This is a genomic window from Erythrobacter neustonensis (assembly GCF_001663175.1).
In the GTDB taxonomy this organism is placed as follows: domain Bacteria; phylum Pseudomonadota; class Alphaproteobacteria; order Sphingomonadales; family Sphingomonadaceae; genus Erythrobacter; species Erythrobacter neustonensis.
This window is the reverse complement of sequence record NZ_CP016033.1, coordinates 2,700,674-2,719,980: the sequence shown is the minus strand read 5'-3', so window position 1 is coordinate 2,719,980 and position 19,307 is coordinate 2,700,674. Positions and strand designations below refer to the sequence as shown.

17 protein-coding genes are annotated in these 19,307 nt (G+C 64.0%); 13 read left to right on the top strand and 4 right to left on the bottom strand.

Annotated elements, in window-relative coordinates:
• Window positions 1-2 precede the first annotated feature (2 nt).
• Genes A9D12_RS12630 through A9D12_RS12590 form a run of 9 tightly spaced genes read left to right on the top strand, consistent with a single transcriptional unit; the run spans window position 3 to window position 9,543 of the window.
• Window positions 3-626: an NADH-quinone oxidoreductase subunit J gene (locus A9D12_RS12630; protein ID WP_068354492.1), complete on the top strand. Its 624-nt coding sequence runs from the start codon at window positions 3-5 to the stop codon at window positions 624-626.
• Complete coding sequence (gene nuoK, locus A9D12_RS12625; protein WP_068352368.1) at window positions 623-928, top strand: NADH-quinone oxidoreductase subunit NuoK; 306 nt, start codon at window positions 623-625, stop codon at window positions 926-928. The genes A9D12_RS12630 and nuoK overlap by 4 nt, the downstream gene beginning before the upstream one ends.
• A gap of 5 nt (window positions 929-933) precedes the next feature.
• The gene (nuoL, locus tag A9D12_RS12620) at window positions 934-2,997 is read left to right on the top strand and encodes an NADH-quinone oxidoreductase subunit L (RefSeq protein WP_068352364.1); all 2,064 of its coding nucleotides are present in this window, start codon (window positions 934-936) and stop codon (window positions 2,995-2,997) included.
• Between the two features lie 14 nt (window positions 2,998-3,011).
• A complete protein-coding gene (locus A9D12_RS12615) occupies window positions 3,012-4,577 on the top strand; it encodes an NADH-quinone oxidoreductase subunit M (protein WP_068352363.1) in 1,566 nt (521 codons plus the stop codon).
• On the top strand, window positions 4,577-6,055 hold the full coding sequence (gene nuoN / locus A9D12_RS12610; RefSeq protein ID WP_068352361.1) for an NADH-quinone oxidoreductase subunit NuoN: 1,479 nt from the start codon (window positions 4,577-4,579) through the stop codon (window positions 6,053-6,055). Before A9D12_RS12615 ends, nuoN begins: the two co-directional genes overlap by 1 nt.
• Window positions 6,052-6,762 (top strand): biotin--[acetyl-CoA-carboxylase] ligase, encoded by a 711-nt coding sequence (locus tag A9D12_RS12605; protein ID WP_068352359.1) that lies wholly within the window; start codon window positions 6,052-6,054, stop codon window positions 6,760-6,762. Before nuoN ends, A9D12_RS12605 begins: the two co-directional genes overlap by 4 nt.
• 17 nt (window positions 6,763-6,779) lie before the next feature.
• Window positions 6,780-7,574 carry a type III pantothenate kinase gene (locus A9D12_RS12600; RefSeq protein ID WP_068352357.1) on the top strand — a complete coding sequence of 265 codons (795 nt, stop codon included), beginning with the start codon at window positions 6,780-6,782 and terminating at the stop codon, window positions 7,572-7,574.
• A 23-nt stretch (window positions 7,575-7,597) separates the two neighbouring features.
• Window positions 7,598-9,253 carry a ribonuclease J gene (locus tag A9D12_RS12595; protein WP_197489822.1) on the top strand — a complete coding sequence of 552 codons (1,656 nt, stop codon included), beginning with the start codon at window positions 7,598-7,600 and terminating at the stop codon, window positions 9,251-9,253.
• Window positions 9,253-9,543, top strand: a complete 291-nt coding sequence (locus A9D12_RS12590; protein ID WP_068352355.1) for a DUF1467 family protein — start codon at window positions 9,253-9,255, stop codon at window positions 9,541-9,543. The genes A9D12_RS12595 and A9D12_RS12590 overlap by 1 nt, the downstream gene beginning before the upstream one ends.
• Here A9D12_RS12590 and A9D12_RS12585 read toward each other — a convergent pair.
• Window positions 9,540-12,038, bottom strand: a complete 2,499-nt coding sequence (locus tag A9D12_RS12585) for a coiled-coil domain-containing protein (protein ID WP_231889627.1) — start codon at window positions 12,036-12,038, stop codon at window positions 9,540-9,542. The two genes, A9D12_RS12590 and A9D12_RS12585, sit on opposite strands and share 4 nt — an antisense overlap.
• 124 nt (window positions 12,039-12,162) lie before the next feature.
• Between A9D12_RS12585 and A9D12_RS12580 the strand changes: the two genes are divergently transcribed.
• The 4 genes from A9D12_RS12580 to A9D12_RS12565 all read left to right on the top strand — a co-directional run bounded on the left by A9D12_RS12580 (window position 12,163) and on the right by A9D12_RS12565 (window position 16,211).
• Complete coding sequence (locus tag A9D12_RS12580; protein ID WP_068352351.1) at window positions 12,163-12,489, top strand: hypothetical protein; 327 nt, start codon at window positions 12,163-12,165, stop codon at window positions 12,487-12,489.
• Between the two features lie 111 nt (window positions 12,490-12,600).
• On the top strand, window positions 12,601-13,803 hold the full coding sequence (locus tag A9D12_RS12575; RefSeq protein ID WP_068352349.1) for a hypothetical protein: 1,203 nt from the start codon (window positions 12,601-12,603) through the stop codon (window positions 13,801-13,803).
• Window positions 13,804-13,860: 57 nt separating this feature from the next.
• Window positions 13,861-14,784 carry a hypothetical protein gene (locus tag A9D12_RS12570; RefSeq protein ID WP_197489821.1) on the top strand — a complete coding sequence of 308 codons (924 nt, stop codon included), beginning with the start codon at window positions 13,861-13,863 and terminating at the stop codon, window positions 14,782-14,784.
• Window positions 14,781-16,211, top strand: a complete 1,431-nt coding sequence (locus A9D12_RS12565) for a sensor histidine kinase (RefSeq protein ID WP_082925557.1) — start codon at window positions 14,781-14,783, stop codon at window positions 16,209-16,211. The genes A9D12_RS12570 and A9D12_RS12565 overlap by 4 nt, the downstream gene beginning before the upstream one ends.
• 7 nt (window positions 16,212-16,218) lie before the next feature.
• On the opposite strand, the gene A9D12_RS12560 is transcribed toward A9D12_RS12565, so the two are convergent.
• The 3 genes from A9D12_RS12560 to gltX are packed head-to-tail and all read right to left on the bottom strand — an operon-like array spanning window position 16,219 to window position 19,214.
• Window positions 16,219-16,413, bottom strand: a complete 195-nt coding sequence (locus tag A9D12_RS12560) for a hypothetical protein (protein ID WP_068352346.1) — start codon at window positions 16,411-16,413, stop codon at window positions 16,219-16,221.
• Between the two features lie 20 nt (window positions 16,414-16,433).
• The gene (locus A9D12_RS12555) at window positions 16,434-17,720 is read right to left on the bottom strand and encodes a citrate synthase (protein ID WP_068352344.1); all 1,287 of its coding nucleotides are present in this window, start codon (window positions 17,718-17,720) and stop codon (window positions 16,434-16,436) included.
• A gap of 57 nt (window positions 17,721-17,777) precedes the next feature.
• Window positions 17,778-19,214: a glutamate--tRNA ligase gene (gltX, locus tag A9D12_RS12550; RefSeq protein ID WP_068352339.1), complete on the bottom strand. Its 1,437-nt coding sequence runs from the start codon at window positions 19,212-19,214 to the stop codon at window positions 17,778-17,780.
• Window positions 19,215-19,307 lie beyond the last annotated feature (93 nt).

Genomic DNA, 19,307 nt, shown 5'->3' with positions numbered 1-19,307 from the left:
TCATGATACAGGCCATCGCCTTCTATTTCTTCGCGGCCATTGTCGTCGCCAGCGCCGTGATGGTTGTCATGGCGCGCAACCCTGTGCACTCGGTGCTGTGGCTGATCCTCGCGTTCTTCAACGCGGCGGGCCTGATGGTGCTGCTGGGGGCCGAATTCATCGCGATGCTGCTGGTGATCGTCTATGTCGGCGCAGTCGCGGTGTTGTTCCTGTTCGTGGTGATGATGCTCGACATCGATTTTGCCGCGATGCGCGCCGGTTTCAGCCGGAATGCGCCGCTGGGGTTGTTGATCGCGGCGGTTCTGCTGGCCGAGCTGCTGCTTGGCGTCGGCGCTTACAATGCAGGCGGGTTGGCGCTGGGCACGGCCGACGGTTCGGCCGCGCAGGCGGCCGATGTCAGCAATATCGAGGCTTTGGGCGCGCTGCTTTATGGCCGCTACATCGTGCTGTTCGAGATCGCGGGCATCATCCTGCTGGTCGCGATGATCGGCGCGATCGTGCTGACCTTCCAGCCGCCCAAGCCCGGTGCGCGCGCAAGGCAGGATGTCGGCAAGCAAATCCGCCGCCGTCCGGAAGATGCAACTGTCATGAAGAACCCCGAAGTGGGTCAAGGGGTCGAGCTGTGATCGGCATCGAACATTATCTCACCGTGGGCGCGATCCTGTTCGTGCTCGGCGTGCTGGGGATTTTCCTCAACCGCAAGAACGTGATCGTCATCCTGATGGCGGTCGAACTGATCCTGCTCAGTGTGAATCTCAATCTGGTCGCCTTCAGCGCGTTCCTGAACGACCTCACCGGTCAGGTCTTCGCGATGCTGGTGCTGACGGTTGCCGCAGCCGAAGCCGCGATCGGCCTCGCAATTCTCGTGATCTACTTCCGCACCCGCGGTTCGATCGCGGTTGACGATATCAACCGGATGAAGGGGTAAGCCGCGTGTCGACGCAGATCCTCATCATCGTATTCGGCCCGCTGCTGGCTGCCATCGTCGCAGGGCTGGGCAACCGCATGCTCGGCAATGTCGCGGCCAAGACCATCACCACGGGCGCGCTGTTCCTGTCGGCGGCGCTGAGCTGGCCGATCTTCCTCGGCTTTCTCGGAGGCAGTGGCACCACAGAAGTCGTGCCCGTGCTCAAGTGGGTTCAGAGCGGCACGCTGACCTTCGACTGGGCGCTTCGGGTCGACACGCTGACCGCGATCATGCTCGTGGTGATCAATTCGGTTTCCGCACTCGTCCACCTCTATTCGTGGGGATACATGGACGAAGACCCGGATCAGCCGCGGTTCTTTGCCTATCTCTCGCTGTTCACTTTTGCGATGCTGATGCTCGTGACCGCCGATAACCTCGTCCAGATGTTCTTCGGGTGGGAAGGCGTGGGCCTCGCCTCGTATCTGCTGATCGGTTTCTGGTTCAAAAAGCCCAGCGCCGGTGCCGCTGCGATCAAGGCCTTCGTGGTCAACCGCGTCGGCGATCTGGGTTTCATGCTGGGCATTTTCGGCACCTATCTGGTGTTCCAGACGACCTCGATCCCGGCGATCCTCGAAGCCGCGCCGGCGATGAGCGGTGCGACGATCACCTTCGTCGGCATGCGCCTCTACACGATGGACATCCTGTGCATCCTGCTGTTCATCGGCGCGATGGGCAAGAGCGCGCAGCTGGGCCTGCACACGTGGCTTCCCGATGCAATGGAAGGCCCGACCCCGGTGTCGGCGCTGATCCACGCAGCAACGATGGTGACCGCCGGCGTGTTCATGCTGTGCCGCCTGTCGCCGATGTTCGAAACCGCGCCGACCGCGCTGACCATCGTGACCATCGTGGGCGCTGCGACCTGTTTCTTCGCCGCCACGATCGGAACGACGCAGTGGGACATCAAGCGTGTAATCGCCTATTCGACGTGCTCGCAGCTGGGTTACATGTTCTTCGCTGCCGGCGTCGGCGCCTATGGCGCGGCGATGTTCCACCTGTTCACCCACGCCTTCTTCAAGGCGCTGCTGTTCCTTGGTGCAGGCAGCGTGATCCACGCGATGCATCACGAGCAGGACATGCGCTATTACGGGGGTCTGCGTAAGCACATTCCGTTCACCTTCTACGCCATGCTGGCGGGCACGCTGGCGATCACGGGTCTGGGCATCTATCACCTCGGCGCGGGCTTTGCCGGCTTCTGGTCGAAGGATGCGATCCTCGAGGTCGCCTTTGCGCGCGGCAACGGGGCAGGGCAGGCGGCGTTCTGGGCGGGTGCGGGCGCGGCCTTGCTGACCAGCTTCTATTCGTGGCGCCTGATGTTCCTGACCTTTTGGGGCAAGCCGCGCTGGGCGCAGTCCGAGCATATCCAGCACGCTGTGCACGATGGCCATCACGATTCCGATCACGGCAACCCTGCCAAGCAGGAGCACGCGGGTCACGATGCTGTGCACGATGTGCCCCATGCAGACGATCACGAGGGCACGGCGGGTTATCATCCGCACGAAAGCCCGGTTTCGATGCTCATCCCGCTTGCCGTGCTGACCCTCGGCGCGATCGCGGCAGGGCAGGTCTTCGCGCCCGCTTTCCTCGACAGCGCGGCATTCTGGAACGGCGCAATCTTCTACAATGAAGCGCTCATCCACGCGATGCATGCGGTGCCTTACTGGGTGAAGTATACCGCGCTGATCGTGATGATCCTGGGCTTTGCCGGCGCTTACATGGCTTACATCGCGAAGCCCGACATCCCCGCAAAGTTCGTCAGCACCTTCCCTGCGCTGCACCGGTTCGTCTTCCGCAAGTGGTATTTCGACGAGCTTTATGACGCGATCTTCGTGAAGCCTGCCTTTGCATTGGGCCGCGCCTTCTGGAAGCTGGGCGATGTCGGCACGATCGACCGCTTCGGTCCCAACGGCATTGCCTGGGTGGTCGAGCGCAGTTCGCTGGCCGCCAAGTCGATCCAGTCTGGCTACCTCTACACCTATGCGTTGATCATGCTGCTCGGGCTGGTTGCCGCTATCACCTACGTTCTGCTTTAGGAGCGCGCTTCGTAATGGAAGGCCTTCCCATCCTGTCGCTTATGATGTGCGTGCCGTTGGTCGGTGCGGCGCTGTGCCTGTTCTCGGGTGCGCATGCCGCTCGGCTGATCGCGCTCGCGGCGACGCTCATCACCTTCGTGCTTGGCGTGTTCCTGTGGTCGAATTACCAGATCGGCGGCCCGCAATGGCAGTTCACCGAACGCGCCGACCTGTTCGCAGGCTTCAGCTATGCGCTCGGTATCGACGGCATCGCCCTGATGCTGATCATGCTCAGCGTGTTCCTGATGCCGGTCTGCATTCTTGCCAGCTGGACATCGGTGACCAAGCGCGTCGGCGAATACATGGCAGCCTTCCTGTTCATGGAAGTGCTGATGATCGGCACCTTCGCGGCGCAGGATTTGTTCCTGTTCTACGTCTTCTTCGAAGCGGGCCTTATTCCGATGTATCTGATCATCGGCGTGTGGGGCGGCGACAACCGAATTTACGCGAGCTACAAGTTCTTCCTCTACACGCTGCTCGGGTCCGTCCTGATGCTGATCGCGATGTTCTGGATGGTGTCCGAAGCGGGCACATCCGACATTCCGACGCTGATGGAATATGGCTTTCCGGCGGGCGCGCAGACCTGGCTCTGGCTGGCGTTCTTCGCAAGCTTCGCCGTCAAGGTGCCGATGTGGCCGCTGCACACCTGGCTGCCTGACGCGCACGTTCAAGCGCCGACGGCAGGTTCGGTGATCCTGGCGGGCGTGCTGCTCAAGCTTGGCGGCTACGGCTTCATCCGTTTCAGCCTCCCGATGTTCCCCGAAGCCTCTGCGCAGTTCGCCTGGCTGGTGTTTGCGCTGTCGATGGTCGCGGTGGTCTACACCTCGCTGGTCGCCTTGGTGCAGTCGGACATGAAGAAGCTGATCGCCTATTCTTCCGTTGCGCACATGGCGATCGTCACCGTCGGGCTCTTTGCCTTCAATGTGCAGGGCCTCGAAGGGGCGATGATCGTGATGCTCAGCCACGGCCTCGTGTCGGGCGCGCTGTTCCTGTGCGTTGGCGTGATCTACGATCGCCTCCACACCCGCGAGATCGCGCGTTACGGCGGCGTGGCGATCAACATGCCCTATTACGCGCTGTTCTTCCTGTTGTTCACCATGGCGTCGATCGGTCTGCCGGGCACCAGCGGGTTTGTCGGCGAGTTCCTGTCGCTGGCCGGGATTTACCAGACGTCGAGCACGGTTGCACTGATCTCGACGACGGGGATCATCCTTGGCGCGGCATACATGCTGTATCTTTATCGCCGCGTGGCGTTCGGTCCGCAGATCAACGCCGATGCAGCGGCAATGCCGGACATTACGGCGCGCGAATGGGCCATGATGGCGCCGATCGCGGCGGCAGTGTTGTGGATGGGCGTTTACCCCGAAAGCTTCCTTGCCCCGATGCGCAAGGATATCGCGTTGCTCGATGCGCGGCTGTCCGCCGCCGCACCTGCGAGCGATGCAAACCCGGTCACCGGAACGCCCCGCGGCGCGGCCGCCAACGCGCTTGGCCACCACGGCGGCACGGAACATGAGAGCGCCAAGGAGGGCGCGCACTGATGGATTTCGCTCATTCCTTCGCGCTTGTCCTGCCCGAACTGGTCGTGACCGGTGCCGGCCTGCTGTTGCTGCTGGTCGCAGCATGGGGCGGGGACAAGATCGCGCGTCTGATCGCCATCGCCGCTGCTGCTGCGTTGTTCACCGCAGGGCTGCTGCTCGTTCCCGGCCTGCACACCGGAACCGATGGGCCGGATGTGCTGGCATTTGGCGGGCTGTTAAAAATCGACACCTTCGCGCTGTTTGCCAAGGCGCTGATCTATCTTGCAGCGATTGCCGCGCTGATGATCGCACCGGCCTTCTTTGCCGGGCCGTCCGCGGGTTCCGAGCGCGGAATGCGGGCCGAATACCCGGTGCTCATCCTCTTTGCCGCTGTCGGCATGGGATTGATGGTGTCGGCCAACGACTTCATGAGCCTCTATCTCGGGCTCGAACTCAACAGCCTCTCGGCCTACGTGCTTGCGGCCATCCTCCGCCGCGAGACGCGTTCGGGTGAAGCGGGCCTCAAATATTTCGTGCTGGGCGCGCTTGCGTCGGGCATTCTGCTCTACGGGATCAGCCTGCTTTACGGCTTCACCGGTGGCACGTCGTTTAGCGCGGTGCGTGCCGGGCTGACGGGCGAGATGGGCACTGGCGCGCTGTTCGGGGTGATCTTCGTGCTGTCGGGCCTTGCCTTCAAGATCAGCGCGGTTCCGTTCCACATGTGGACGCCTGACGTTTACGAAGGCGCGCCGACCCCGGTCACCGCCTTCTTCGCAACCGCGCCCAAGGTGGCAGCGGTCGCGCTGACCGCACGCGTGGTGTTCGAAGTGTTCGGCGGCCAAGTTGCGGCGTGGCAGCAGATCGTAATGTTCATGGCGCTCGCATCGATCATCTTCGGCGCGCTCGGCGCGATCGGTCAGGACAATCTGAAGCGCCTGCTTGCCTATTCCTCGATCAACAATATCGGCTTCATCCTGCTCGGGCTTGCGGTGGCCAATGCCGCCGGGGCGAGCGCGATGCTGGTCTATCTCTTCATCTATGTCACCATGAGCATCGGTTGCTTCGTCGCGCTTCTCATGCTGCGCGATGACGAAGGCCGATTGTACGAAACCTTCGCCGACATCCGCGGCCTTTCGGTCACGAAGCCGGCGGTTGCGTGGGCCTTGCTGATCTTCATGTTCAGCCTTGCGGGCATCCCGCCGCTGCTCGGCTTCTTTGCCAAATTCGTGATCTTCCAGGCGACGATCGAAGCGGGGCTTGTGGTGTTCGGGGCGATCGCGATTGCGGCCAGTGTTGTCGGCGCGTTCTATTACATCAAGTTCGTGAAGGTGATGTTCTTCGACGAGCCTGCCGGTATCGTTACCGGCAAGAGCGGGCCGGCCCACTGGGTGCTGCTGGCGCTGACGGGTCTGATCATTTCGCCGCTCGGCTACTTCTTGACTCCGTCGCTGACCGACCTTGCCGACAAGGCGGCTTCGTCGCTGTTCCTCGCGGTTTGATCCACCTCGTCGCAGAGACCGGCTCGACCAATGCCGATGTGGCCGCCGCCCTGCGCAGCGGTGCAGGGTGGGCCGAGGGGGACTGGCTGGTGGCCCACCGCCAGACCGCGGGTCGCGGCAGGCAAGGGCGCGCATGGTTCGACGGATCGGGCAACTTCATGGGTTCGACCGCGGTCGAAATCACCGAAGGCGGCCCGCCGCCGGCATCGCTGAGCTTCGTTGCAGCGCTGGCGGTGCATGCCGCGATTGCGTCGGTGCCGGGCATTGGCGGCGATTTGTGCCTCAAATGGCCCAATGATGTCCTGCTGAACGATGGCAAGCTGTCCGGCATCCTGCTCGAGATGGTCGGCGCGAACGTCGTCGTCGGCATCGGAGTCAATTTGGCGAGAGCGCCGGTGATCGAAGGCCGCAAGACCGCCGCCGTTGCCGATGTGACCACGCCTCCCGATATCGAAGAATTTGCCGCCAGTCTGGCAAGCCTATTCGACCGGCAGCTGGAGATGTGGCGGACCTACGGGCTCGAAGCGGTGCTGCAGGCATTCCTTTCACGCTCGATCCATGCGCAGGGTTCGTCGGTGACAGTTCACGACACCGACGGATCGATCATTTCGGGAAGCTTTGCGGGCCTCGAGGAAACCGATGGCGCCTTGCGGCTACGCTTGGCGGATGGGCGCGAACGTGTCATTCGCGCTGGCGATATTTCTTAAGGCTAGGACTGATCACGATGCTGCTCGCCGCCGATGTCGGGAACACGAATGTCGTCTTTGCGCTGTTCGATTTTGAATCGGACGGGACCTATACGATCCGTGCGCGGTGGCGGATCGCCACTGATCCGCGCAGGACCGGCGACGAATACGCGGTGTGGTTGCTTCAGCTTCTCAAGATCGAAGGGTTCGAACGCACCGACATCACGCAGGTCATTGTCGCATCGGTGGTGCCGCGCGCGGACCACAACCTCACCGTCCTGTGCGAGAAATATTTCCGGATCACGCCGCTGTTTGCAGGTCAGGGGAGCGCGCGGTGGCGCTTCGCGATCGATGTCGATCAGCCGTCCTCGCTCGGCGCTGACCGCGCGCTGAATATTCTGGCCGCGCATACCAAATACGGCGGCGACCTGATCATTGTCGATTTCGGCACGGCAACCAAGTTCGAAGCGGTCGATTTCACCGGCGCCTACAAAGGCGGTTCGATCGCGCCGGGGATCAATCTCAGCCTCGACGCGCTGGTCGGCAAGACGGCGAAGTTGCCGCGGATCGCCATCCGCGCGCCCAGCAGCCGTTCGGTCATCGGCCGCAACACCGAAGACCAGATGCTGATCGGCGTCTTCTGGGGCTATGTCGCGATGATGGAAGGCATGGTTGCCAAGATGAAATCCGAAATCGGCCGCCCGGCAAAGGTTGTAGCGACCGGCGGGCTTGCCATATTGTTCGATGACGCCACCGACATTTTCGACCATGTCGATGCCGACCTCACCCTCGATGGCCTCGCCATCCTTGCCCGCCAGGCCGAAGCCATTTGAGCGCGCACAACGTAAGAGACATTGTGAAGAACGATTACACGCCCGAAGACGAATTGCTGTTCCTGGCCCTTGGCGGATCGGGAGAGATTGGCATGAACGTCAATCTTTATGGCTGTCAGGGCAAATGGCTGATGGTCGATCTGGGCATGACCTTCTCGGGCGGCGAATATCCCGGTGTCGAACTGGTTTTTGCCGATCTGGAGTTCATCGAGGAACGCCGCAAGGATCTGATCGGGATCGTGCTGACCCATGCACATGAAGACCACATCGGCGCGGTCCCCTATTTCGCGGAAGATCTGGGCGTGCCGCTGTATGCGACGCCGTTCACTGCCGATCTGGTTTCGCGCAAGCTGGAAGAAGCCGGGTTGCTCGGCAAGGTCGAGCTCAACATCATTCCCGAAGACCACGGCGAGATCGAACTTGGCCCGTTCAGCATCACCTATCTGCCGCTGGCGCACTCGATCGCGGAAGGCAACGCGCTGCTGATCGATACGCCGCATGGCCGCATCTTCCACACCGGCGACTGGAAGCTCGATGACGAGCCGATCATCGGTGAACCCACCACCGAGGAAGAGTTGCGCGAAATCGGCGACGAAGGTGTGCTCGCGCTGGTGTGCGATTCGACCAACGTCTTCAATCCCCAGCCTTCGGGCAGCGAGGGTGCGGTTCACCGCGCACTGATGGACGAAGTTGCGCGCCACAAGGGCAAGCGGGTTGTCGTCACAACCTTTGCCAGCAACGTCGCGCGGCTCCAGACGCTGGGCGAGGTAGCGCGCGAAACCGGGCGGCAGATCTGCGTTGCAGGACGCTCGCTCGACCGCATCATCGAGGTGGCGCAGGACAACGGGTATCTTGCCGATTTCCCCAAGCCGGTCAGTTTCGATACCGCCATGGGGCTTCCTCGCGGCGAGCTGCTGATCATCGCGACGGGGGGGCAGGGCGAACCGCGCGCCGCGCTTGGGCGAATGGCGGATATGAACCACCCGATCGAACTTGTCGCAGGCGATGTGGTGCTCTTCTCCTCGCGCCAGATCCCGGGCAACGAAATTGCAATCGGCAAGATTCAGAACCAGCTGGCCGCACGCGGTATCCAGATGGTCACCGACCGGCAGGCACTGATCCACGTTTCGGGCCACCCGGGTCGTCCCGAGCTCGAAGCGCTTTACAGCTGGCTCAAGCCCGAAGTGCTGGTGCCGGTTCACGGCGAGATCCGCCACATGGCCGAACAGGCGCGTGTCGGCAAGGCAAGCGGAATTCCGGCGCAGGTGGTGCAGAAGAACGGCGATCTGGTGCGCCTGGCTCCGGGCAAGCCCGGCAAGGTGGCTCAGGTACGGGCGGGCCGGCTTGTGCTCGATGGCGATATCATTGCCCCGGCCGACGGCGATGCCGTGACCATGCGCCGGCGCATCGCGAGCGACGGGGTTCTGATGGTGGTGCTGGCGCGGGGCAGCCGTCCGGTGATCGAGGCTATCGGCCTACCGCTTGACGAGGATCTGCCCGAGTTTCTCGAAGAGGCGGCGGAGGACGTGTTGAAAGCGATCGCGCGGCTCAAGGGCCGCGATGCCAAGGACGAAGCCACCATCCGCGAGGCTGCGCGCCTTGCTGCCCGCCGTGCCGCGCAGCGCTGGTCGGGCAAGCGTCCGCAGGTGCGCGTGGTGATGCCGGGGCGTGCCGCCTGATGGCCATTACCTCGATCGCGGCGATTTATTTCCTGTTCTTCGTGATGAGCGGATTTCTGATGCTGCCTTTCGGCGTCAGAACCGCTGACGAGGCGGGGATCGAGAAGGTGCCGGGGCAGGCTGAAAGCGCGCCGATCGATTTTCGCCCCGGCAAGGTCGCCGCGCGGGCAGCCGTCATCGCTGCCGTGCTGACCGCGATCTTCGTCGCCAATTACCAATATGGCTGGGTAACGGCGGCGGATATCGACTTTCTCCCCAAACCGCCGTCGGCCACAGCGCCCGCCGGTTAGGCGCGAAGCCGCTGGATCGACTGGGCGAGCGCCACATAAAGCTTGCCCATGTCCGACCCCAGCATCGTCACGCTCAACACGTGCCCGTCGCGGGTCGAAAGCGTCTGACGCAGCAGCGCTTCGAAATCGTGGATGTAGCGGCTGACATTGCTCCTGAACATTTCGTCCGAGGTGTAGAGCCCGGCAATGTCGCGCGCGGTTCCGTTGTCGATCAACCGCACCGCGCGGCGGGTGAAGATCCCGCGATCGCCCTTCAGATAGGCCTCCCATGCAGTATCCGTCACCTCGGTCGAAAGCGCGGCCGTGATGTCGATCGCAGCAGAATTCAGGCTGTCGGTGATCAGCGCCATCCGCCGCGTGAAATCGTTGTTGACCTGTTCTTCGGCCAGATCGCGGGCGCGCGCCACGCGTTGTTCGAGATTGCCGGTCAACTCGTTCACCTTGACGAGCTGATCGCGCAGCTGGATCGCCGCCTCGCGTCCGACGCCCGAGGCGTGCGCCGCCGACTGCTCCAGCTTCCCCAAAGTTGCAGCGGTTTCATTGCGCAGCGCCCGTTCCAACGCTTCGACCGCATCCTTGCCAAGCGTGTCGGCCAGAGCAACCAGCCGCGAACGGGCCCCGTCATCAAGCGTTGCGAACGCACCTTTGATGGCGGTTTCAAGCTCTCCCAATGCGTTACGCAGCGCTTCCTGGGTCTCGCCCGCCAAGGCTTTGCTATCGGCGGCCAAACGGACATATCCACCCTTGAGGCCCTGCAGCCGGGCCAGCGCATCGTCGCTGTCTTGGGCAAGCTGCGTGCGAAGGTCGGCGATTGCCTGTTCGGTGTCGTCCACCCCGGCGCGGGTCTGCACCAGATAGGCCGACAGATCGCGGCCCGCAGCGGCGCTGCGCAGCATCACCGCGTCGACCTCGGCCGCGCGCTGCTCGACCGTTTCGAGCGCGCGGTCGGCGTTGCCAATCGCTTCACCCAGATCATCGCGGCAGATCCGCGTACCCGATTGCAGGATTTCGAGCAGCCGCACGCTGTTGTGCGTGAGCTGCGCAATGTCTGCCTCGGTTGCGGCGAGGGCTGCGCGCTTGTCGGCAAGCTGCTGCGCCAGCGTATCGAGGGGGGCAGTCAGTTTGGCGCGGGCGGAGTCGCCCGCTTCCCCGGCTTCCTCGATCCGGCGCGACAATTGCGCGACTTGCTCTGCCATCGCATCGCCTTGCGCGACCAGCATTGCGATATCCGCCATCTGCGTTTCGCGGCGCTGCGCGAGCGCATCGTCGAGCGCGGCCAGCCTTTGGCCGAGCACTTCGATCGATTGCGCAGACTGGGTCTCGAACGCCGCGTGGCGCCCTTCCATCATCTCGTCGAAGCTGCGGTTTCGGGCTTCGAGCTGGGTATCGAACCGCAGCGCCTCATCGCGCAATTGCGCAATCCGCTGGCTCGCCGCGGCGCTGGTGGTACGGTCGAGATCTTCGACCACCTTCAATCGTTCCACCATCGCTTCGTGCAAGGTCGCGATTGCGGCGAGCAACCGGGTTTCGGTGTTTTCGCTGCTTTCGAGCAAGCGTGCGGTCATCGCATCGGCCTCGGTGGCGGCGATTTCGACGCGGCTGCGCAACGCATCGAGCGCCTCGCTTTCCAAGGTTCCGACCGTGGAACGATAGGCCTCAGTCTCGCTGCGCAGCGCGCCGAAGCGTTCGCTGATCTGCTGCGCGATGGTGTCCAGCTGGGTCTCGAAGGTCGACAGGACTTCGCTCACGCGGGTTGCGACCGCTTCAATCTGACGCTCGTTCTTGGCACCAGCGGCGCTCAGATTGTCGAAGCCACCCGACAGGCTGGCCAATTGCTCGTCGGCGACGCGTCCCGCGCTGCCGATCTGGTTGGCCACATCGCGCGCGGCGTTGGCGATGACGGGAAGATCGTCGCGCAGCCGGTTCATGTTGCCGAGCGCGGTATCGCTGGCAGTTGCCACGGCCGATACCTGCGCCCCGTTGGCGGTAATCAAGGCCTGCAATTCGCCGGCATTGGCCGACAGGCGCTCGGCTGCCAGACGGCCGAGGGTTTCGAGATCGCGCGACTGTGCCGCAAGAAATTCGCGCGCCAGACTGAGCTCGCGATTGACCACCTTGAGGCGCGCTTCGAGCGCCGCGCTTTCGCGGTTCATCAGCCCGGCGGTCGCGGCAAAGCGCCGTCCTTCGGCCTGCGACGAGCGCATGACCAGCAGCCAGACGATGCCGATCAACGCGATCGGCACGGTCCAGCCGATGGTCCATTGTGCCCATTGCGTGGGCGGTGCACCGGCAGTCATCGCGGGCCAATAGGCGTAAAGGTAAAAACCGGACCATGCGGCGACCAGCAACATGGCAGCGGCCGGGGTGAGCCATGCCGGCATCGCCCGCTTCGGCTCACTTTCACCGAACTCGGTAAGCTCGCCCTCGGCCCAGTTTTCCGTGAGGTCGAGCTTATCTGCCGCCCCTTCAACATCGTCAGCGGATGAGCCGCTCACGCCGTTGTCGCCGCTCTTGCGCCCCAAGCTGCGCATCTGGTGCCGTATTGTCATGACGACACACATAACACACCCGGATTCGTGATAAACCCCGCTTTAACCCATTTTGGGATAGGCCGTTGTCATGGCATTCAATCACGGAGCTCTCGATGCGACTCTCGCGGCAGCAGCGGGCGATGATGCCGCCTTGCTGCGCGAGCTGCGTAGCGCCTTTCTCGAAAGCGCGATGCGGCAGCTCGATTTGCTCAAGCGCGCCCGTTGCGATGGCAACTGGCATGTGGCCGCGATGCGTTTGAAGGGGTTGGCCGCAAGCTTCCACGCCGAGGATCTGTTGCAGGCGGCCGAAATCGCGCTTCAGGCAGCGCCGGGCGAACCATTCGCGATCCGCGAGGTCGAAGCCGTGCTGGCGCGTTTCAGCCGGACGCTGCCGCGCAATCCGAACCGGATCTGACCTCGCTTTCTGCCCGCCGGGCACCGGCAAAATATCTTCGCCTGCTTGAACCTTTGCGTGCAAACCGCCAATCCAGCCGTCTGTGATGCCGGGACGGGAAGGGCAAAGGCGATGCGCGTTGGCCTGATCGCGATGCTGCGAACCGCGAACGACGGGGGTTTGCGCGGCGAGATGATGCTCGCCGGGCGCAGCGTGATCGCATGGCAGGCATCGCTTATGCAGATGCTCGGGGCGGAGCGGATCATCTGCCTCGCCGCAGATCCCGCTGCCGATCAATTGGCCGCCTTGCGGGAGGCGATCGAAAGCAAAGGCGGCCAATTTCACCAGGTTGCCCGGTTTTCGGCCCTGACTGCCATGGTGCGGGCGGATGACGAACTGATCGTGATGCTGGACGGTCTGGTTCCTGACCCTTCGGTGGTGCGGGCCGCACTTGGTGCTGACGGTAGCAGCGGCCTGCGCGCGGTCGCCACCTTGCCTGCCGAACATCCGCTGGCACGCGATTTTCCGCAGGATTTCGAACGGATCGATGCAGCGCGGCATTGGGGTGGCATTCTGGCGATGCGCGGCGCCGGGGTGCAGAAGCTGGCCGATTTTCCCGAGGATGCCGACGCTATATCGCTCTTGCTAAGGATTGCGCTGCAATCGTCAGTTCCGGGCCGTGATCTGGCTGCCCAAAAGCCGACGAACGGCAGCTGGCAGCTGGCGCATGATGCCGAGGCGCTCGCGCTGCATGAACGCGCCTTGCTGGCACGCGCCGCGCCGCCGGCAGACTGGCGCGCGCCTGGCCCGGCGCTGGCGACGATGATCGCATCTAGGGCAGCGGCGCGCGGGTTTGGGCAGGCGGGGATCGCCGCAGGCGCGATTGCGGTGCTGCTTATGCTTGCAGGCATCATCGCTGCTGCTGCCGGCCATCCGGCAACAGGACTGGGCCTCGCGGGGCTCGGCGTGCTCGCGGCGCAAACCGCCGCAGCGTTCACACAGACGACGACGCGGCTTTATGGCGCGCCGGACCAGCCGGGCGCCGCCAAAAAGGGCATGGTTGCAGCCGACTGCCTTGCGGCGGTTACCTTGTGGTTGTCGCTGGCACCGCTTGGCGTGTGGGAGCCCTTGGCGGCGATGGGGCCAATGGTAGTCGGGCTGATGCGACTCTACAGCGTCTCCGCGACCGGAGCAGCCGTCCCCGCAAGCCGCGACCGGGCAAGTTTGTTGCTTGTGCTGGCCTTTGCGTCCCTTCCGGGATGGTTACCTGAATTGCTGTCCTGTCTCGCCTTGGGGCTGGTTGCAGCTTTGCTGCTGCGCGTGCGCGAGGAATGATCTAACCCGGCCTTAACTACGCTGGCTTTATGCTTGGTAAGGATGGTCAAACAGACGATGGACATGGCCGGCGACGATGCTGTCGAGGCGATCCTGCGGGATGGTGCCGCGCGCGAACTGCGTGCGCTGTCGGCAGTTGTCCCGGTCCTGCGTCATCTGCTTGGCGCCGAAGTACAAGGTCTGGTCAGCGACGCACTGCTGGCGCGGGTGCGCGGGATGATCGTCGATCTTTCTGCCCAACTGCTTGCTGCGCATTCGGGCCACGATCCCGCCGTACGTTCGGGAAGCGAGGACCCGGCGGCGATCGATGGTCTCGCCGCCGCGCTCCTCGCCGATGAGCGGCTGCTGACGCATTGCCACGCGCTGGCCGCTGAAAGCCTGATTGCCGAGCGGTTGCAGCAACGCCACGGGATCGACCCGGTGCTGACCGGGCTGGTGCAGGAACTGATCGCCTCGCAGGACAACGGCGTTTCCGCGCTGGCGATGCAAGCGCTGGCCGCGCAGTCGCGCTTCGTTCAGTCCCAGCGCCGGATGGAACTGCCGCTGGGCGAGCTTCCGGCCGAATTGTTCCATGCGGTGCTCGCCTGCGCGCAAACCGAGGCCGGCGAGGGTGCGGGCCTTGCGAGGCTGAAGTCGGGTTATGACGAGGCGATGTCGCGGCTCGGCCTGCTGTCCCGGCTCGTTTCCGCGATGCGCCGCGGTTTGGTGGCCGCACTGGCGCTCGACCACGCGGGGATCGCGCTGTTCGCTACGGCGCTTGCACAAGAAACCCGCAGCGCAAGGCATCACGCGGTGCTGGCCTGTCATGAAGGGCAGGCCTTGCGGCTTGCGCTGATGCTGCGAGCCGCCGGGCAAGCGTCGCCCGCGATCGCGCGCCAACTGGCGCTAGTCGATCCTGCCGCGTCGCTTCCCGATTTTCTGGCCACCCTCTCCCCCGAACGCGCCGCGGCTTTGCTGGGCACCGATGAGGCCGGGCGATGAACGGCATGGATCAGGCCGAAACGCTGCTTGGCGCCTATGGGGTCACCGATGCGCATGACCGGCTGTTGACCGCTGATGCGCCGCTGGCAGAGCTTCAGGAGCGCTGCGGCGGCGATCTGCCCGGCACATTGGCGATCCCCGAACTGCTTGCGCTGGTGCAGCAGTCGCGGCGGATGGGCTTGAGGATCGCGCGTGGCTTTGCAGCGTTCGATGGCGATGCCGAGATCTCGGGGTTTGCCCGGATCCATCCGTTGGGGGTGGGCGAGGGCGGCGGCTGCGAAGTGCTGGTCGAGAACTGGCAGCGCAGCGTCGTTACCTTTCCAAGCGCGCGCGAAATGGCCGAACGCATCGACGCGATCGACCGTGCCACGGCAGAAGTGAGCGCGCGGCTCGATGCGCGCCAGTGTCTGCGAGTGCTCAGCGCCCGCGCGCCAGATGCGCAGGCGCTCGAAGCTGCCGCTCTTGCTTCGCTTGGCGGCGACTGGACCACCCTCGTTGAGCTGGTCGGCATCACTCACCACCAGCCGCTGCATTGGCGCCTGCTCGACGGCGCGCATTGCCGCTTTGCCGGATCGCAGCGCAATTGGCGGGTGCGGATGATCCCGATGGGACCGGATGCGCTGGAGCCCCAGGGGTTCGAACTGTTGTTGGTGGCGGAAGAGCCGCTCGCCCCGATGGCCGCACCATCGCCGGCAGATGAGGACGAAGATGCGCCCGAGCAATCGCCGACCCGGCTTGTCGGCACCGCGCTGACTCCGGTGCTGCGCCAGCCGGTCGCGCGGATCATCGCCAATGCCGAAACAATGCGGGCGCGACTCGCCGGGCCGCTGCGCGACGAATACAGCGAATATGCAGGCACCATTGCCAGCGCAGGGCAGCATCTGGCCGCGATGCTGGACGATCTCGCCGATCTCGAAGTTGTCGAAAGCCCGGGCTTCGCCGCTGCGCGCGAGCATGTCGATCTGGCCGATGCCGCCGCCCGTGCGGCGGGAATTCTCGGGGTGCGCGCGGCCAATCGCGAAACGGTGCTACGCGTCGAAGGTCAGCAGGGCGGGGCGGTCGCTGTGGGAGAGTTTCGCCGCGTGCTGCAGATCCTCATCAATCTGATCGGCAACGCGGTCGCCTATTCTCCGGCGGCAAGCACGGTGACGATCGATGCCACAGCGCCTGCCGAAGCCGGGCGCGTCGCAATCACCGTGGCCGATCAGGGGCCGGGCATTTCGCCCGAGCAGATGGCCCGGGTTTTCGACAAGTTCGAGCGTCTCGGCCGTCATGGCGATGGCGACAACGGGATGGGCAAGGACACAGGCTCGGGCCTTGGCCTTTACATTTCGCGCCGCCTTGCCGAAGCGATGGACGGCACACTCACCGTCAGCGCCGCGCCCGGTGGCGGCGCGCTGTTCCGGCTCGATCTGCCCGCGGCCTGATCGCAGTTCACCGCCGGGAGCGGACGAACGCGGTCAGTAACAAGCCAAGTCCCAGCGCAATCGCAATCGCGCCCCGCAGCGCCCATTCGCTGCGGCCAAGCATGAAGCTGTCGGCCGGCCATGCCAGCCAGCCCAAACCTTGCAGCAGCCAGATACAACCGAGGGCGGCAAAGAATATCCCCGCCGCCCTCAGCATGTTCATCGGTGATCCTCGCTTCGCGTTTAACGCTGGCCGAGCGGGATGTAATCACGCTCCGTCGGGCCGGTGTAAAGCTGACGCGGACGGCCGATCTTCTGGCCGGGATCGCTGATCATTTCGTTCCACTGCGCCACCCAGCCCACGGTGCGCGCCAGCGCGAAGAGCGCGGTGAACATCGTGGTCGGGAAACCGATCGCCGACAGGATGATGCCCGAATAGAAGTCGACGTTGGGGAACAGCTTCTTCTCGATGAAATAGGGATCGTTCAAGGCGATCTCTTCGAGGCGCAGCGCGGTTTCGAACAGCGGGTCGTTGACCTTGAGCGCGTCGAACACCTCGCGCACGGTCTTCTGCATCACCGTCGCGCGCGGATCGTAGTTCTTGTAGACACGGTGGCCGAAGCCCATCAGGCGGAACGGATCGTTCTTGTCCTTGGCGCGCTCGATATAGTGCGGGATCTTGTCCGGCGTGCCGATTTCCTTGAGCATGTTGAGCGCCGCTTCGTTGGCGCCGCCATGAGCGGGGCCCCACAGGCAGGCAATGCCCGCCGCAACACACGCAAACGGGTTTGCGCCCGATGACCCGGCAAGACGCACGGTCGAAGTCGAAGCGTTCTGTTCGTGGTCGGCGTGGAGGATGAAGATCCGGTCCATCGCGCGTTCGACCTCGGGGATCACTTCGTATTCCTCGGCCGGAACGCCAAAGGTCATGCGCAGGAAATTGCCGGTATAGGACAGCTTGTTGTCAGGATAGACGAAGGGCTGACCCACCGAATACTTGTACGCCATGGCTGCGATCGTCGGCATCTTGGCGATCAGCCGGTGCGAGCTGATCGTGCGGTGCTCGGGGTCGGAGATGTCGGTGCTGTCATGATAGAACGCCGACAATGCGCCGACCACGCCGCACATGATCGCCATCGGGTGCGCATCGCGCCGGAACCCGCGGTAGAACGTCATCAGCTGTTCGTGCAGCATCGTGTGCCGCGTGATGGTGTAGGTGAAGTCGTTGAGCTCGTCCTGGCTCGGCAGTTCGCCGTTCAGCAGCAGGTAGCTGACTTCCATGAAGCTCGAGCTCTCGGCCAGCTGCCCGATCGGGTAACCGCGGTGCAGCAGCACGCCTTCGTCACCGTCGATATAGGTCAGCGCGCTTTCGCAAGCGGCGGTCGAGGTGAACCCGGGGTCGAAGGTGAAGGCACCCGTCTGCGCATAGAGCTTGCGGATGTCGATCACGTCGGGTCCAGTGCTACCCTCGAGCACGGGGTATTCGAAAGTCTTGCCGCCGAGTTCGAGTTTCGCCGTCTTGTCTGCCAAGATCTGTCTCCTGTCCAAAATTTCTGTCGGTCCTGCGCCCCCCCCGCGCAGCCTGCTTCAGGCAGCCTGCGCTTGGAGCCGGGCCAGTGCCTCGTCTCGTCCGAGCAGGACCAGAACATCGAAAATACCGGGCGATGTGGTCGTCCCGGTCAGCGCCGCGCGCATCGGCTGCGCCAGCTTGCCAAGTCCCAGTTCCAGTTCCTCGGCGAGCGCCTTCGTAGTGGCTTCGAGCGCTTCGCTTGTCCAGTCGTTTTCCGCCCGGAGAGCCTCGTAAACCTTGCGTAGAATCGAACGTGCATCGCCTTCGAGCAAACCGGCCGCCTTTTCGCTCATGACGAGCGGTGTCTTGGCAAACAGGAAGCCCGCGCCATCGACGATTTCGCCGATGTTCTTCGCCCGCACCTTGAGCACCGGCATCGCCCGGGTAAGCAGCGCCACATCGGCATGCTCGCCGATCTGTGTGGCCACCAGCGCCGCGAGCCGCGCATCGTCGGCTTCGCGCAGGTAATGCCCGTTGAGGTTTTCCAGCTTCTTCATGTCGAAGCGCGACGGGCTCTTGCCCACGCCTGCCAGATCGAACAGCTGCGTGGCTTCCTCGCGGGTGATTTCCTCGCGGTCGCCGTGCCCCCAGCCGAGGCGCAGCAGATAGTTGAAGAGCGCCTCGGGCAGGATGCCGAATTCGTCGCGGTAGGCTTCGACCCCCAGCGCGCCGTGGCGCTTGGAGAGCTTGGCCCCGTCGCTGCCGTGGATCAGCGGGATGTGCGCGTAGACCGGATCGGCCCAGCCGCCTTCGATCGCATTCATCGCGCGGATGATGGGCAGCTGGCGGAAGGCGTTGTTCAAATGGTCGTCGCCGCGGATCACGTGGGTCACGCCCATGTCGTGATCGTCGACCACCACTGCGAGCATATAGGTCGGCGTGCCATCGGCGCGCAGGATGATGTAATCATCGATCTCTTCGTTCTTGACCGTCACCGCGCCCTGCACGCGGTCGTGGATCGTCACCTCGCCCTCGTTCGGGGTTTTCAGGCGGATCACGAAGGGCGCGCCTTCGGGAGCTTCGGCCGGATCGCGGTCGCGCCAGCGCCCGTCATAGCGCAGCGGCTTTTTCTGCGCGCGCTGTTCCTCGCGCATCGCTTCGAGTTCTTCGGGCTTGGCAAAGCACTTGTAGGCGTGGCCCGCCTCAAGCAGCTGCCAGGCGACTTCGGCGTGGCGTTCGGCGCGGTCGGACTGGAACACCGGGGGCGCATCGAAATCGAGACCGAGCCAGTCGAGCCCGTCGATGATCGCGTCGATTGCGGCCTGCGTCGAACGCTTGGTGTCGGTGTCCTCGATCCTGAGCAAGGTGCGTCCGCCGTGGTGCCGGGCATAGAGCCAGTTGAACAACGCGGTGCGCGCGCCGCCGATATGCAGAAACCCGGTGGGGGAGGGCGCAAAGCGGGTGACGACCTCGCCGTTCGGCTCTGCGCCGGGGATGCTGCTTTCGCTTGCCATTGGCCTTGCTTTCCTGTTCACTTTGAGCGGCTTGTTGGGGTGCAGGCCGGTCGGGGGACAAGCCGTTGCGCGATGTGCCGCTCATTCCGATGG

Bases quoted from the DNA above. Each gene is read 5' to 3' on its own strand.
- A9D12_RS12575 (WP_068352349.1), top strand. From the start codon at position 12,601: ATGCGCGTTGGCCTGATCGCGATGCTGCGAACCGCGAACGACGGGGGT.
- A9D12_RS12590 (WP_068352355.1), top strand. From the start codon at position 9,253: ATGGCCATTACCTCGATCGCGGCGATTTATTTCCTGTTCTTCGTGATG.
- nuoN (WP_068352361.1), top strand. From the start codon at position 4,577: ATGGATTTCGCTCATTCCTTCGCGCTTGTCCTGCCCGAACTGGTCGTG.
- A9D12_RS12570 (WP_197489821.1), top strand. From the start codon at position 13,861: ATGGACATGGCCGGCGACGATGCTGTCGAGGCGATCCTGCGGGATGGT.
- A9D12_RS12560 (WP_068352346.1), bottom strand. From the start codon at position 16,413: ATGAACATGCTGAGGGCGGCGGGGATATTCTTTGCCGCCCTCGGTTGT.
- A9D12_RS12600 (WP_068352357.1), top strand. From the start codon at position 6,780: ATGCTGCTCGCCGCCGATGTCGGGAACACGAATGTCGTCTTTGCGCTG.
- A9D12_RS12565 (WP_082925557.1), top strand. From the start codon at position 14,781: ATGAACGGCATGGATCAGGCCGAAACGCTGCTTGGCGCCTATGGGGTC.
- gltX (WP_068352339.1), bottom strand. From the start codon at position 19,214: ATGGCAAGCGAAAGCAGCATCCCCGGCGCAGAGCCGAACGGCGAGGTC.
- A9D12_RS12580 (WP_068352351.1), top strand. From the start codon at position 12,163: ATGGCATTCAATCACGGAGCTCTCGATGCGACTCTCGCGGCAGCAGCG.
- A9D12_RS12630 (WP_068354492.1), top strand. From the start codon at position 3: ATGATACAGGCCATCGCCTTCTATTTCTTCGCGGCCATTGTCGTCGCC.
- A9D12_RS12615 (WP_068352363.1), top strand. From the start codon at position 3,012: ATGGAAGGCCTTCCCATCCTGTCGCTTATGATGTGCGTGCCGTTGGTC.